This is a genomic window from Microbacterium sp. Gd 4-13, assembly GCF_003095395.1.
Lineage (GTDB): Bacteria > Actinomycetota > Actinomycetes > Actinomycetales > Microbacteriaceae > Microbacterium.
This window is the reverse complement of record NZ_QEIJ01000004.1, coordinates 294,475-307,353: the sequence shown is the minus strand read 5'-3', so window position 1 is coordinate 307,353 and position 12,879 is coordinate 294,475. Positions and strand designations below refer to the sequence as shown.

The following is a 12,879-nucleotide window of genomic DNA, read 5'->3' as shown; positions in this document are numbered from 1 at the left end:
TCCGGAATCGTCGAGGTCGGCGCGGGAATCGCGGCCTACGGAAACGGCGGGGCTGTCGAGCCATCGCCCAGGGTTCTCCCTTACGATCAAGCCTATGCCTGACAAGAAACGGACGCCTACTGGCGCGCTCGGGGGTCTTCTCGGACTCGTGGGCCTCAGCGTCGTCGCGGGTGTGCTCATCACCGCCACCGTGACCCCGGCCATCGCCGTCTCGGGCGCCGCCGCCTCCAGCGCCATCAAGATCTTCGACAACATGCCGAGCTACCTCGAGATCGACGAGCTCATGCTGCCGACGACGATCTACACGAACGCGGGCGAAGATGGCTGGGTGGAGCTGACGTCGTTCTACGACCAGAACCGCTCCCCGGTCGAGTTCGGCCAGATCAACCCGGTCGCGTACGACGCGATCCTCTCCAGCGAAGACCCCCGCTACTACCAGCACGGCGGCGTCGACCTCATCGGCACCACCCGCGCCCTTCTGAGCAACGCTCAGGGCGGTGCGACGCAGGGTGGTTCGTCGATCAGCCAGCAGTACGTGAAGAACGTGCTCATCCAGCGGTGCGAGCGCGACGCGCAGGCAGAGACCGAAACCGCCGACGACGGCACCGTCACCACCATCAAGACCCGTGACGAAGCCCTTCAGAGCTGCTGGCTCGAGGCGACCCAGGCGTCGGGCGTCGACGGCTACGAGCGCAAGCTGCAGGAAATGCGCTTCGCCATCCAGCTCGAGAAGGAGTACTCGAAAGACGAGATCCTGCTCGGCTACCTGAACATCGCCAACTTCGGCGGCACGACCTACGGCATCGACGCCGCGGCCCGCTACTACTTCAACGTGTCAGCGGCCGATCTGAGCGTCGGCCAGGCCGCCGTTCTCGCGGGCATCGTGCAGAACCCGAACACGTACCGCATCGATCAGCCCGACAACGCGTCGAACGGCGCCGCGAACGGATACGCGCTCACCAAGACGCGTCAGACCTACGTTCTCGGCCGCATGCTCGAAGACGGCAAGATCACGCAAGAGCAGCATGACGCCGCCGTGGCCGAGCCGATCACCCCGGCGATCACTCCCGCGCAGACCGGATGCTCCGCAACCGGCGCGACCGCGTACTTCTGCCAGTACGTCGTCTCGGTCGTGCGCAGCGACCCGGCCTTCGGTGCCGAGCCCGTCGACCGTGAGCGCGCCCTGAAGCAGGGCGGGTTGAACATCTACACCACGCTCGACTGGCGCGTGCAGAGCGCGGCGCAGGACGCCATGGCCGAATACGCGCCCGAGTCCGTGCCCGGAACGAGCTACGGTGCGACATCGGTGAGCGTTGAAGCCACGACCGGGCGCGTTCTGGCGATCGCCCAGAACACGAAGTTCACGGAGGACAGCAACCTGGCCGCGAGCGACCCGGCGTACTCGTCGATCGTCTATGCCGGAACGCAGAAAAACGGCGGGTCCGACGGGTTCTCCGCCGGCTCGACGTTCAAGCTCTTCACCCTGATCGACTGGCTCGAGAAGGGGCACTCGGTCAACGAGTCGGTCAACGGTCGAGACGTGGCGATCAGCCGCTTCACCAACAGCTGCACCGGCAACATCGTCGGCAACACCTGGAAACCGGGCAACTTCGGTGGCACCGGCGGTGGCTACGGCACGCCTATGACCTTCACCCGCGATTCGCTGAACTCGGGATACGTCGCCATGGCCGCGCAGCTCGACCTGTGCGACATCGGAAAGGTGGCAGCAAGGATGGGCGTGATGGGCAGCAACGGCGAGCCCATCCAGGTCGAGTACCCGACGCAGATCATCGGCCCCAGCGCCGTCTCGCCGATGGCGATGGCCGGCGCGTACGGCACGGTGGCGAACAACGGCATCTACTGCCAGCCGAAGGTCATCGACCGTGTGACGAACTCCAAGGGCGAGGAACTCCCCATCCCCGAGACCACCTGCGAGCAGGTCATCACGCCCGAGGTCGCGGCGACGGCGGCGTACGCGCTGCAGGGCGTCATGGCGGGCGGCGGAACCGGCTCACGAGCGAACACCGGTGACGGCACCGCGCTGATCGGAAAGACGGGAACGCACCAGGAGTGGCAGACCTGGATGGTCGAGTCGAGCTCGAAGGTCGCCACCGCGGTCTGGGCAGGTAACGCCAACGGCAAGCTGGACGTCTTCAAGAACAGCTACCGAGGCAACGGCCTGCAGAACATCCGCTACTTCATCGCGAAAGACGTGCAGCGCGCGGCCAATGCGGCGTATGGCGGAGACGCGTTCCCGCGGCCCGACAACAACCTGGTGCGCCAGGTGCAGCGCGACGTGCCGAACGTGGTGGGTCAGTCGGTCGACCAGGCGACCTCGACGCTGGAGGCCGCAGGCTTCTCGGTATCTGTCGGTAGCCCCGTCGATTCCGATCAGCCGACGGATATCGTCGTGTCGCAAAGCGCGAACCGCGCGCCCTCCGGTGCGAACATCACGATCAGCCCCAGCAACGGTCAGGCGACGTCGGTGCCCTCGGTCGCGGGTTCGGCGCCCGCCCAGGCGGTCGCGACACTGCAGGCGGCGGGCTTCACCCAGCTGTCGGGCAGTTGCACGGCCGACCCTGCCGCGCCCGACGCGGGTCTCGTCTCGGGCACGAACCCGAGCGCCGGCACCGTCACCTCGCGCGGCACGGCCATCACCGTCGCGTACACCGCGAAGGCCTGCTGAGTGGTAGCACCTGCGGCCAAGGCCGCCCTCACCGCCGTCGCGGCGGTGGGGGCGGTCGGTGCGGGCGCCGCGACCTGGGGCATGGGAATCGAGCGCTACCTCTTCACCGTCCGCTATCACGCCCTGCGGGTGCTGCCGCGTGACGCCGATGCCCTCCGCATCCTGCACATCTCCGACGCCCACATGGCGCCGTGGCAGCACCGCAAGCAGGAGTGGATCGCGGGTCTCGCCCGACTCGAGCCCGACCTCATCGTCAACACCGGTGACAACATCGGGCACCGCGACGGCCTGACGGGGCTGCGCGAGGCGTTCGAGCCGTTCACGGGCGTGCCCGGACTGTTCGTCCACGGATCGAACGACTTCCAAGGACCGTCGTTCCGCAACCCGCTGCGCTACTTCACCGGGCCGTCGCAGCGCCGCCCCGATATCGAGCAGATGGATGTCGACGCTCTCGACGGCTACCTGACCGACGACCTCGGGTGGACGCTGATCGACAACGCGGCGACGTCGCTCGAGGTTCGCGGAGTGCGCATCAACGCCTTCGGCGTCAACGATGCCCACCGCGACTGGGACGACCTCGAGGTGCTCCCCGCGGCGATCGGCGGGCTCGGCGAGGCCGATCTCATGCTCGGCGTCACCCACGCCCCCTATCGCCGCGTGCTCGACGAGTACGTCGATCTCGGGGCCGACGTGATCTTCGCCGGCCACACCCACGGCGGACAGGTTCGCATCCCGGGCAGCCGCGATGCACTCGTCGCGAACTGCGACATCCCACTCGACCAGGCCCGCGGTCTGAGCGAGTGGACGCACGAGGGACGCACCGCGCCGCTCAACGTCAGCGCCGGCCTCGGGCATTCGATCTACGCCCCGGTGCGGTTCGCCTGCCGCCCCGAGGTCACGCTCCTCACGCTCCTGCCGCGCTGATCGCCGTGGCGGCCGCGCGGCCTGCGGTTTCTGCTCTGGAGCATCGGTCCGGGTTGGCGCTACCGTGACGGCATGGATGCGAAAGCCGTGACGGTGGGCATACCCGTCCGCGACATCGACCGTGCGACCGACTGGTACCGAACGGCGCTCTCGCTCGGCGAGCCCGATCAGATTCCCCTGGACGGTCTCGTCGAGTTCGACCTCGGCCCCTTCTGGTTGCAGCTGGCGGCCGCCCCCGATCTTGCGGGCCGCGAGGGCATTTCGGTGAACATCAGCGTCGCCGACGCGACGGCGCTGCGGCGCGACCTGGAGTCGCGGGGCCTGACGGTCGGCGAGATGCAGCGTTTCGAAGGCGTGGTCGAGTTCTTCGAGCTGATCGATCCCGACGGCAACAAGATCGGCTTCGTCACCGAACTGGCGTAGGCAGGTCGCGGCTCAGCGCCTCTCGAGTTCGGCGACGACGGGGCGGTGATCGCTCCCGGCATCGTCGAACGACGTCACCACGTCGAACCCTCGCACCGACCAGGCCGGTCCGACGAGCACGTGATCGATCGGCGACGCGAGCCAGGCGGGAAACCGGGCTGGCCAGGTACCCGTCGAGGCGGCGCCCACCTCCGAAGCGGCATCGGCGCACGCTCCGACGAGTGCGGGGCCGCGCCCGGTTCCGGAGAGATGGTCGACGGTCGCGTTGAGGTCGCCCGCGACGATCACGTTCGGCGCATCGCATCGGTCAGCGACCCAGCGCAGACCCTCGCGCCACTGGTTCAGGCTTCCCGGGAGGGGCGGCATGGGGTGTGCGGCGACGATCGTCGGCCCCTCACCCGAAACGGGCCGCCAGACGGCGCTCGGGAGGCCAGGGGTCGATCCCGCCGACGCGTCCACCCGATACTCGCCCAGCTCGCCGGCGATGAGGATCGACGTGGGGATCGGCGAGTACCCCGTCCCGCCGTACGTGGTGTCCGTGGACATGTGCACGCCCCGCTCGGCGAGCATCCGCACGGCCTCGGCAGCGGCGTCCGCGTCGGTCTCGGGGAGGCTCACGATCTCAGCCCCGGTCTCCTGCACCAATCGGGCGATGGCCGACGGTGCGGCGGCGCCGCCCTGCGTGTTCCACGCCACGACCGTGAGCTCACCGCCGGTGCTCTCAGCGCCCCCTGCGCGCGCGAGCACGACGCCGCCGTTGATCACTGCGGCAGCTGCGACGGCGATCGCGAGAGCCGCCGAGACCGACCACCGACGTCTGATGACCGCGATGATCGAGGTGACCAGGGCGATCGTGAGCAAGGCGATTGCGAGCGGCCCGCGGAACGCGATGACCTGCGCCACGACCGGTGCCGTCTGCGCCCCGAACGCCTGCGGCCAGGCCGTGAGCACCACCAGGGGCACGCTGACAGCGAGCGTCACGGCGAACAGCGCAGGGCGGTGGCGTCGTGGTTTCACGGAATCCATGACATCACGCCTCTCCTCCCCAGCCCGGCTTCCGCGCGACTTCTCCACATCCGCTCCCCCGCAGGCTCCGCAGCATCCGCTCGCGTCGCACGATCGACGAATACCCCGTCGAAAGGATGCCGCGATGCCCACCGTGCCCGTCTCTCTCCTCCGTCTTCGCGCCCCCGCGGCGCTCGTCCTGTGCCTGGTGCTCACCCTCGTCGGCGCGCTGTGGACCGCACCTCCCGCTCGGGCGGCCGATCAGGGGACGGGCTTCGGAACGTGGGCGCCGTTGTCGGCGCACGGCTGGCACGGCTCGATGCTCGTCGGCGGGGTTCACACCTACTGCATCATCCCGGGACTCCCCCTGCCGACCGGCACCTCGGTCGACCACGGAGTGAGCGGTTCGGCGGCTGGTCTCACGCCGCATCAGCTCGCCGGGATCAACCTCATCGTCACCACGTACGGGCAAACGACAGACCCGGTGCAGGCGGCAGCCGTCGGATGGGCGGTCAAGTCGATCGCGAATCGAGACGCGACCCTGCACGCGTGGGGGTACCGCGGAGACTCGCTCGCCGAGGCGGTGCACTGGACGTTCTCCAAGCTCGCTCCCGAGCACAGCGCCGGGGTGGGATCGCTCGCCGAGGCCTACTACGCCGAGGGGATGGCCGTGACCGTGCCATCGAGCTCGGCGACCCTGACGTTGACGACCGACACCGCCGATCCGCGGCGGGGCACCGTGCAGCTCGATGCCTCGGCGGCGGGAAGCATCGCCCTCACGAACGCCGTGTTCGCCGACACGGGCTCGCCCGAGCGCGCCGACGCGGCCCCCGGCACCGAGTACGCGATTGTCGCCACTGCCCCGACCGACGACGGCACACCCTTCAGCGTTCACGCGAGAGCACACGGTTCGGCGGCCTTCGCTCCGGCCGTCCGCCACGTCACGACTCCCGGCGGTCAGGACACGGCTGGTCCCGGGGGCAACATCGAGTTCACCGCCGAGGCGACGGATGCTGCGCCCCGCCCGGTCGTTTTCACCCCCGGTCTGACCACGCGGGTCGCCGAGCCGGAGATCGACGGTGGCCCGTTCGTCGACGACGTGACGCTTTCTTCGATCGAGGGCGCGTGGCCGCGCGCCGCCGACGGCACGTTCGTGGTGCTCCGCGCCACCGCGAAGGTCTACCGCACCGAGGCCGTCCTGCCCGAGACCGAGGCCGTACCCGCCGACGCGGAGCACGTGGGCGACCTTGCGCTGCAGAGCGACCCGGCGACCGGGTCCGGGGTCTACCGCGTCACCTCCGAATGGGAGCTGCCCGGGCCGGGCGTCTACGCCGCCGTCTGGCAGATCGACTCGAACGAGCAGCACCCCGCCACCGCCCCTCACTTGCCTCCCGGGTTCTCGTGGACGGAGAACTTCGGTGTCGCCACGCAGATGGTGACCGTGGCAGCTCCTCCCCCGCCCGAGCAGCCGAAGCCCGAGCAGCCCCCGGCGGCGCAGCATCCGGTGGAACCCACGCGCACGCTCGCCGCGACCGGCAGCGACGCTCTCACGCCGCGCATCGCCGGAGCCGGCGGGGCCGCGCTGATGCTCGGAATCGCTCTTCTCGCGCATCTTCGGCAGCGGCGGCGAGCCACAGCATCCCCCTGACCTCCCCGAACGCCGCCGTCCGCCGATGCGCGCCCCTCACGCCGTCGGCGGGCGGTCGGCCATCTCATTGCGTCCGCGGTTCGAACCATCCCTCAGAACGGGGTAGACTCGTGTGGTTGCTCCGGGGTGTGGCGCAGCTTGGTAGCGCGCGTCGTTCGGGACGACGAGGCCGCAGGTTCAAATCCTGTCACCCCGACCAATTCAAGGATGTACAGACCTTTTGGACGAAACATTCCGTCCAAGAGTGAAAGTACGGGAGCCTTCCGCAGGACTGCGGGGGGCTCCCGTGCTTTTCTCCGGGGAATGGAGCCCAACTCCCCGGGAAGAGGCTCTACCCGCTCGTGACCGAGCTCGCCGCTGACGGTGTTCCCGTCTCGGTGACGTGCCGGGTACTCGAGCTCGCCCTACCACGAGGTGAGGAAAGTGCTATGAGCATTTCTCGAACGTGGACGCATCAGGGCGAACGAAGTTCGCGTGATGCACGTCGAGGCCTTTCGGACGATACGGGTGAAATCGTCCATTCTGAAAGACCTCGACCCTTATCCGCGAACCAGCCGCCGACGCTCGACGACATCCTCAACGGCGAAGAGTCGTTCACGTGCGTTAGCTCGGGCGGTGGCTGACCAAATGGTGATTTCTTCTATCTCCCGGAACCGCATCATTCGGCAATCCGAGCGTCTTCTAGGCACCTCCCGTCTACCTCCAATGGCATTCGCATCGAATATCGTCAACGAGCAGACGTGGGTTCTCTTGACGGAAATTGACGATGCCCAGGCCTTGCTCGCAGGCTCGACTACCTGGGAAGACCCACAGGCGCTCCGTCGAGCCGGTGAGGTTGCCGCGACTCTTTCTTTCGATGCGGCGGCAATCGGGCTGGCGGAAATGTCGAACCGACTTGCTGAACTATCCTCGTCGCTGAAAGCCGTCGCTGGCTGATCCAGTCTTCTGATACTTCATGAGTACAGGTGCTCGAGCAGCAGCTAGATGTGATGTCCGGGAACGGGAACAACTGCTTAGCTGGGGACCTTTCGGCCCGTCGGTGGTCTGAGCACCACACCCGCAGCTTTCCATGCGAGCCGGATCGTGTCCTGCTTGGGGCAAAGCTCGGCGGCCACTCGCGAGAGTGAAGAGCCTGTCCCGTGCAGCTCGGCGGCTGCAGCGACCTGTGCTGGCGTCAGGGACTGGCGACGCATCACTGCGTTGTTCTCACGGAGCACACCCAGAGCGCTCGTCTTCGCGACACCAACCTCCGTAGCCCGTGCAGTCGACGGCTCCCCGTTTTGGTACCGAGTCAGGATCCGAGCACGATCGGCACTGCGAATGAGTGGAACAGAGGTAGATGGGTCCACTGGATATCATGAGCGAGAAGGCCCCGTCGCCTAACGGAGCCTTCTTTCATTCATTGGACGTCTCGTACAGGAGCCCCGTGCCCGACCTCACGCCCCGCCTCGTCGCCTTCGACCTCGACGACACCCTCGCCCCCTCGAAGACCGCGATCGACCCGCGGATCGGCGACCTCCTGATCGCCCTCGCCGAGCGCGTAGAAGTCGCCATCATCTCCGGTGGGCAACTCGCGCAGTTCCGCACGCAGGTCGTCGAGCGGCTGCCCGCAGCATCCGCCGAGCTGCTCAGCCACGTGCACCTGCTGCCGACGTGCGGCACGCAGTACTACCTGCTCACACCGGCCGGCATCGAGACCGTCTACGCGCACTCGCTGACCGACGACGAGAAGACCCGCGCCCTCGCGGCGGTCGAAGAGGAGGCCAAACGCCTCGGACTGTGGGCCAGCGAGACCTGGGGCGACATCCTCGAAGACCGCGGATCGCAGATCACCTTCTCCGCGCTCGGACAGAAGGCCCCGCTCGACGCCAAGAAGGCGTGGGACCCGACCGGAGAGAAGAAGAACACCCTGCGCGAGGCGGTCGCCGCACGCATTCCCGACCTCGAGGTGCGCTCGGGCGGGTCGACGTCGATCGACATCACCCACCGCGGCATCGACAAGGCCTACGGCATGAACCAGCTCGCCGACGCCACCGGCATTTCGCTCGACGACATGCTGTTCGTCGGCGATCGCCTCGACCCCGACGGCAACGACTACCCGGTGCTCGCGATGGGCGTCGAGTGCCACGCGGTCGAGGGCTGGGAAGACACCGCCGAATACCTCGAGGCCCTCATCCCCACGCTCCCCGTCCGCTGAGCCGTCCGCTCAGGCCGTGACGGCCTCGGCGTAATATCCCGCGATGTGCGCTCGCACCAGCCGCTGCGCCTCCGGGGCGTCACCGCGCTCGACCGCGCCGACGATCGCGCGGTGCTCGCGCACCAGTCGTGCTGCGGTGGCGTCCCAGTCGGTCACGCGCAGTGCCCCCGCCTCGACGTAGGCGTCGATCGCGGTGCGCAGACCCACCATGATGGCGGTGACGACCGCGTTTCCGGATGCTTCCGACAGCGCGACGTGGAACGCCCGGTCGAGTGCGAGAAACTCCGCGATCGGCAGCTCCGGCCCCTCCATCTCGTGCAGGGCGGCGTGTACCTGCGTGAGGTCGGGCGCGTCGGCGGCGGCGAGCGCCTCCACGACGGCCGACTCGAGGGTGACGCGCGTGCTGACGACATCGGCGATGTCGAACCCGTTCGCGGCCACCTGCAGTCGCAGCAGCGCCGACAGACCGCCGCGGGGCGTCGCTACGATCGTGACGCCCGACGTCGGCCCGGATCCCGTACCGGTGCGCACGAGCCCCAGCACCTCGAGCACGCGGATGGCTTCGCGAACGCTCGAGCGTCCGACGCCGAGCTGCACCGAGAGGTCGCGCTCGGGAGGGAGCCTGTCGCCCGGACCGAGACGGCCGGCAAGCAGATCGCCCTCGATCTTCTCGAGCACGACCTGCCAGGCACGCGGTGCCGTGTTCGGCATGTTCACCTCCGGAGGAGTCCCCACGATAGCCCGCTGCCGGGGCGGGCGGGGGCGTGAGACGCGCGTATCGGCCGAGACAACGCGCCTGGCGGTGTGTCTCGGCCGATTCGCGTGACTCAGGCGGGGGCGGCGGCGGTGCTGTAGCCCTGGGGGTTCGTGCTCTGCCAGTTCCAGTAGTCGCGGCACGCGTCGTCGATGCCCAGGCGCGTGCGCCAACCGAGGTCGCGCGCGGCCTTCGACGGGTTGCAGTACGTCGCGGCGACGTCGCCCGCGCGGCGCGGGAGCATCTCGGTGGGCAGCTCGCGACCGACCGCCGCCTCGAAGGAGGCGATGAGCTGCAGCACACTCACGGGGATCCCCGTGCCGAGGTTGAAGATCGCGAAGCCGGGCTCGGCCTTCTCGAGGGCCGCGACGTGGCCCTCGGCGAGGTCGACGACGTGGATGTAGTCGCGCAGGCCCGTGCCGTCGGGGGTGTCGTAGTCGTTGCCGAAGACGCCGATGCGGTCGAGGGTGCCGATCGCGACGCGCGAGACGTACGGCATGAGGTTGTTGGGGATGCCCGACGGGTCTTCGCCGATCAGACCGCTCGGGTGGGCGCCGACCGGGTTGAAGTAGCGCAGCACGGTGACGTTCAGCTCGGGGTTCACCCGGGCGACGTCGGCGAGCACGACCTCGTTCATGCGCTTGGACTTGCTGTAGGCGTTCGAGAGGTCGACGCTCGTGGTCGCCTCCTCGGTGAAGGGGAGGTCGGCGGGGTCGGAGTAGACGGTGCCCGTGCTCGAGAAGACGAACGAACGGATGCCGTGAGCCACCCCGGCGCGCAGCAGCGCGAACGTGGTGTCGAGGTTGTTGGAGTAGTACTTCAGCGGCTGCTGCGTCGACTCCCCCACGGCCTTGAACGCGGCGAGGTGGATGACCGCGTCGATCGGGCCGTGCTCGGCGAAGACGGCCTCCACGACCGCGTCGTCGGCAGCATCCCCCACCACCAGCGGGGCGGATCTTCCGGTGATCTGCTCCACGCGGGCGGCGGCGACCGCCTGGGTGCCCGACAGATCGTCGAGCAGCACGACCTCGTGGCCGGCGTCGAGGAGGGCTACCGCCGTGTGGGTTCCGACGTAACCGGCACCGCCGGCAAGGAGTACGCGCATGCCTCCAGGCTACCGACTTGCGGGGGCCGTCTCGCGTCGCTCAGCGCCCGTCGAGCCGCCCGCCGGACTCGGTCAGGTAGCAGACGGCGCACATCGACTCGTAGGTGACCTCGCCGGTCGTGAGCCCCTGATCGATCGCCACCTGATCGCCGTCGAACACGAAGCGTCCGTCGATCAGCCGGGCGTTGAAGATCGCCTTGCGTCCGCAGCGGCAGATCGTCTTCAGCTCTTCGAGACTGTGGGCGAGTTCAAGCAGGCGCGCGGAGCCCGGGAAGGCCTCGGTGCGGAAATCGGTGCGGATGCCGTACGCGAGCACCGGGATGTCGTCGAGCACCGCGATCCGCAGCAGGTCGTCGACCTGCGCCGGCGTCAAGAACTGGGCCTCGTCGACGAGGAGGCAGGCCACCGGGGCCTCGCCGGCGGCAGCCCGAAGGGCCTCGCGCGCGTCGGCATCGGGCGACACCAGGAAGTCGACCGTACGCGAGACGCCGAGGCGGCTCTCGATCTGGTCGGCGCCCTTCGTGTCGATCTCGGGCTTGGCGAGGAGCACTCGCTGCCCGCGCTCCTCGTAGTTGTAGGCCGCCTGCAGGAGCGCGGTCGACTTGCCGGAGTTCATCGCCCCGTAGCGGAAGTAGAGCTTGGCCACAGCCCGTGTCAGACCGAGATCGAGAGTACGCCGGCGGTCTTCGCGAGCTCCTCGCGCGCGACCTCCGGGCGCGTGTTGAGGGTCTCGCCGTAGCTCGGCACGAGCTCCTTGAGGCGCGGCTCCCAGCGAGCGATGTCGTCGGGGAAACAGGTCTTGAGCAGACCGAGCATGATCGACACGGCGGTCGACGCGCCCGGCGAGGCGCCGAGAAGACCGGCGATCGAGCCGTCCTTCGCCGTGACGACCTCGGTGCCGAACTGCAGAACGCCGCCCTTCTTCGGGTCGCGCTTCATGACCTGGGCGCGCTGACCGGCCCCGAGCAGCTCCCAGTCCTTGCCCTCCGCCGAGGGCACGAACGTCTTGAGGCTGTCGACCTTGCGGGCGTGGGTCTTCAACAGCTCACCCACGAGGTACTTGATGAGGCCCGGGTTGTCGATGGCCACCTTCAGCATCGGCAGCAGGTTGTGCGGGCGCACCTGCGAGACGATGTCCCAGGGCGAACCGTTCTTCAAGAACTTCGGGCTGAACGTCGCGAACGGACCGAACAGCAGCGACGTCTGCCCGTCGACCACACGGGTGTCGAGGTGCGGCACCGACATGGGCGGGGCGCCGACCGACGCCTGCGAGTAGACCTTCGCCTTGTGCTGTGCGACGAGCGCGGGGTTGTCGGTCTTCAGCCACTGCCCGCCGATGGGGAAGACCCCGTAGCCCTTGATCTCGGGAATCCCCGAGCGCTGCAGAAGCTTCAGCGCCCAGCCGCCCGCTCCGACGAAGACGAACTTCGCGGTGATATGACCGGGCGTGCGGCCCAAGGTCTCGCGGGTGGTGACCCGCCAGCCGCCGTTACCGTCGCGCTTGAGCTTTCGCACCTCGCGGTTCGTGACGACCTCGACGCCCTTCTCCTTGAGGTTCGCGAAGAGCTGGTGGGTGAGCGACCCGAAGTCGACGTCGGTTCCCGCGGGCACGCGGGTGGCTGCGAAGGGCTCGTCGCTCTTCAGCCGCTTCTTCATCAGCAGCGGCGCCCACTGGTTGATGACGCGGGAGTCCTCGCTGAACTCGATGCCCTCGAACAGTGGCTGCGTCTTGAGCGCCTCGTAGCGCTTGCGCAGGTACTCGACGTCTTTCTCACCGCGGACGAACGTCATGTGCGGGGTGGCGTTGATGAACGTCGACGGGGCGTCGAGCTCGCCCTTCTCCACCAGCGACGACCAGAACTGCCGACTCTGCTGGAACTGCTCGTTGATCGTGATCGCCTTCGCGGGATCGACCGAGCCGTCGGCAGCCTGCGGCATGTAGTTCAGCTCGCACAGCGCGGCGTGCCCGGTACCCGCGTTGTTCCACGCGTTCGAACTCTCCAGCGCGACGTCGCTCAGCCGCTCGTAGACGGCGATCTTCCAGTCGGGCTGGAGTTCCTTCAGAAACGTGCCCAGGGTGGCGCTCATGATGCCGCCACCAATGAGCAGCACGTCGATGTCTTGGCTCACCAGGCAA

Annotated in this window: 11 protein-coding genes and 1 tRNA gene; 7 read left to right on the top strand and 5 right to left on the bottom strand. The window is 68.3% G+C overall.

Annotated features, from left to right (window positions below):
- Nucleotides 1–94: 94 nt before the first annotated feature.
- The 3 genes from DEA06_RS10395 (at nucleotide 95) to DEA06_RS10385 (ending at nucleotide 4,033) form a co-directional block, all read left to right on the top strand.
- Nucleotides 95–2,686 (top strand): transglycosylase domain-containing protein, encoded by a 2,592-nt coding sequence (locus DEA06_RS10395; protein ID WP_116647905.1) that lies wholly within the window; start codon nucleotides 95–97, stop codon nucleotides 2,684–2,686.
- Nucleotides 2,687–3,610, top strand: a complete 924-nt coding sequence (locus DEA06_RS10390; protein WP_240606906.1) for a metallophosphoesterase — start codon at nucleotides 2,687–2,689, stop codon at nucleotides 3,608–3,610. It abuts the gene before it with no gap.
- A 72-nt stretch (nucleotides 3,611–3,682) separates the two neighbouring features.
- Nucleotides 3,683–4,033 carry a VOC family protein gene (locus DEA06_RS10385; protein ID WP_116647904.1) on the top strand — a complete coding sequence of 117 codons (351 nt, stop codon included), beginning with the start codon at nucleotides 3,683–3,685 and terminating at the stop codon, nucleotides 4,031–4,033.
- 12 nt (nucleotides 4,034–4,045) lie between these two features.
- Here DEA06_RS10385 and DEA06_RS10380 read toward each other — a convergent pair whose 3' ends face one another.
- Nucleotides 4,046–5,059, bottom strand: a complete 1,014-nt coding sequence (locus DEA06_RS10380; RefSeq protein ID WP_116647903.1) for an endonuclease/exonuclease/phosphatase family protein — start codon at nucleotides 5,057–5,059, stop codon at nucleotides 4,046–4,048.
- Between the two features lie 124 nt (nucleotides 5,060–5,183).
- Between DEA06_RS10380 and DEA06_RS10375 the strand changes: the two genes are divergently transcribed.
- The 4 genes from DEA06_RS10375 (at nucleotide 5,184) to DEA06_RS10360 (ending at nucleotide 8,883) form a co-directional block, all read left to right on the top strand.
- Nucleotides 5,184–6,686 (top strand): hypothetical protein, encoded by a 1,503-nt coding sequence (locus tag DEA06_RS10375; protein WP_116647902.1) that lies wholly within the window; start codon nucleotides 5,184–5,186, stop codon nucleotides 6,684–6,686.
- Between the two features lie 122 nt (nucleotides 6,687–6,808).
- Nucleotides 6,809–6,885: transfer RNA gene (locus DEA06_RS10370), tRNA-Pro, on the top strand.
- A gap of 275 nt (nucleotides 6,886–7,160) precedes the next feature.
- Nucleotides 7,161–7,622, top strand: a complete 462-nt coding sequence (locus DEA06_RS16375) for a hypothetical protein (RefSeq protein WP_133241742.1) — start codon at nucleotides 7,161–7,163, stop codon at nucleotides 7,620–7,622.
- 490 nt (nucleotides 7,623–8,112) lie between these two features.
- On the top strand, nucleotides 8,113–8,883 hold the full coding sequence (locus DEA06_RS10360) for an HAD-IIB family hydrolase (RefSeq protein WP_240606905.1): 771 nt from the start codon (nucleotides 8,113–8,115) through the stop codon (nucleotides 8,881–8,883).
- Nucleotides 8,884–8,892: 9 nt separating this feature from the next.
- On the opposite strand, the gene DEA06_RS10355 is transcribed toward DEA06_RS10360, so the two are convergent.
- The 4 genes from DEA06_RS10355 to DEA06_RS10340 all read right to left on the bottom strand — a co-directional run bounded on the left by DEA06_RS10355 (nucleotide 8,893) and on the right by DEA06_RS10340 (nucleotide 12,872).
- Nucleotides 8,893–9,594 carry an FCD domain-containing protein gene (locus tag DEA06_RS10355; RefSeq protein WP_116647899.1) on the bottom strand — a complete coding sequence of 234 codons (702 nt, stop codon included), beginning with the start codon at nucleotides 9,592–9,594 and terminating at the stop codon, nucleotides 8,893–8,895.
- Between the two features lie 116 nt (nucleotides 9,595–9,710).
- The gene (gene galE / locus DEA06_RS10350; RefSeq protein WP_116647898.1) at nucleotides 9,711–10,742 is read right to left on the bottom strand and encodes a UDP-glucose 4-epimerase GalE; all 1,032 of its coding nucleotides are present in this window, start codon (nucleotides 10,740–10,742) and stop codon (nucleotides 9,711–9,713) included.
- 40 nt (nucleotides 10,743–10,782) lie between these two features.
- The gene (locus tag DEA06_RS10345; protein WP_116647897.1) at nucleotides 10,783–11,388 is read right to left on the bottom strand and encodes a thymidine kinase; all 606 of its coding nucleotides are present in this window, start codon (nucleotides 11,386–11,388) and stop codon (nucleotides 10,783–10,785) included.
- A gap of 8 nt (nucleotides 11,389–11,396) precedes the next feature.
- Nucleotides 11,397–12,872: a malate:quinone oxidoreductase gene (locus tag DEA06_RS10340; protein WP_116647896.1), complete on the bottom strand. Its 1,476-nt coding sequence runs from the start codon at nucleotides 12,870–12,872 to the stop codon at nucleotides 11,397–11,399.
- Nucleotides 12,873–12,879 lie beyond the last annotated feature (7 nt).

What these genes read in the sequence shown, in the direction of transcription:
- DEA06_RS10385 (WP_116647904.1), top strand. Translation starts at nt 3,683, where the DNA reads ATGGATGCGAAAGCCGTGACGGTGGGCATACCCGTCCGCGACATCGAC.
- DEA06_RS10355 (WP_116647899.1), bottom strand. Translation starts at nt 9,594, where the DNA reads ATGCCGAACACGGCACCGCGTGCCTGGCAGGTCGTGCTCGAGAAGATC.
- galE (WP_116647898.1), bottom strand. Translation starts at nt 10,742, where the DNA reads ATGCGCGTACTCCTTGCCGGCGGTGCCGGTTACGTCGGAACCCACACG.
- DEA06_RS10380 (WP_116647903.1), bottom strand. Translation starts at nt 5,059, where the DNA reads ATGGATTCCGTGAAACCACGACGCCACCGCCCTGCGCTGTTCGCCGTG.
- DEA06_RS10395 (WP_116647905.1), top strand. Translation starts at nt 95, where the DNA reads ATGCCTGACAAGAAACGGACGCCTACTGGCGCGCTCGGGGGTCTTCTC.
- DEA06_RS10375 (WP_116647902.1), top strand. Translation starts at nt 5,184, where the DNA reads ATGCCCACCGTGCCCGTCTCTCTCCTCCGTCTTCGCGCCCCCGCGGCG.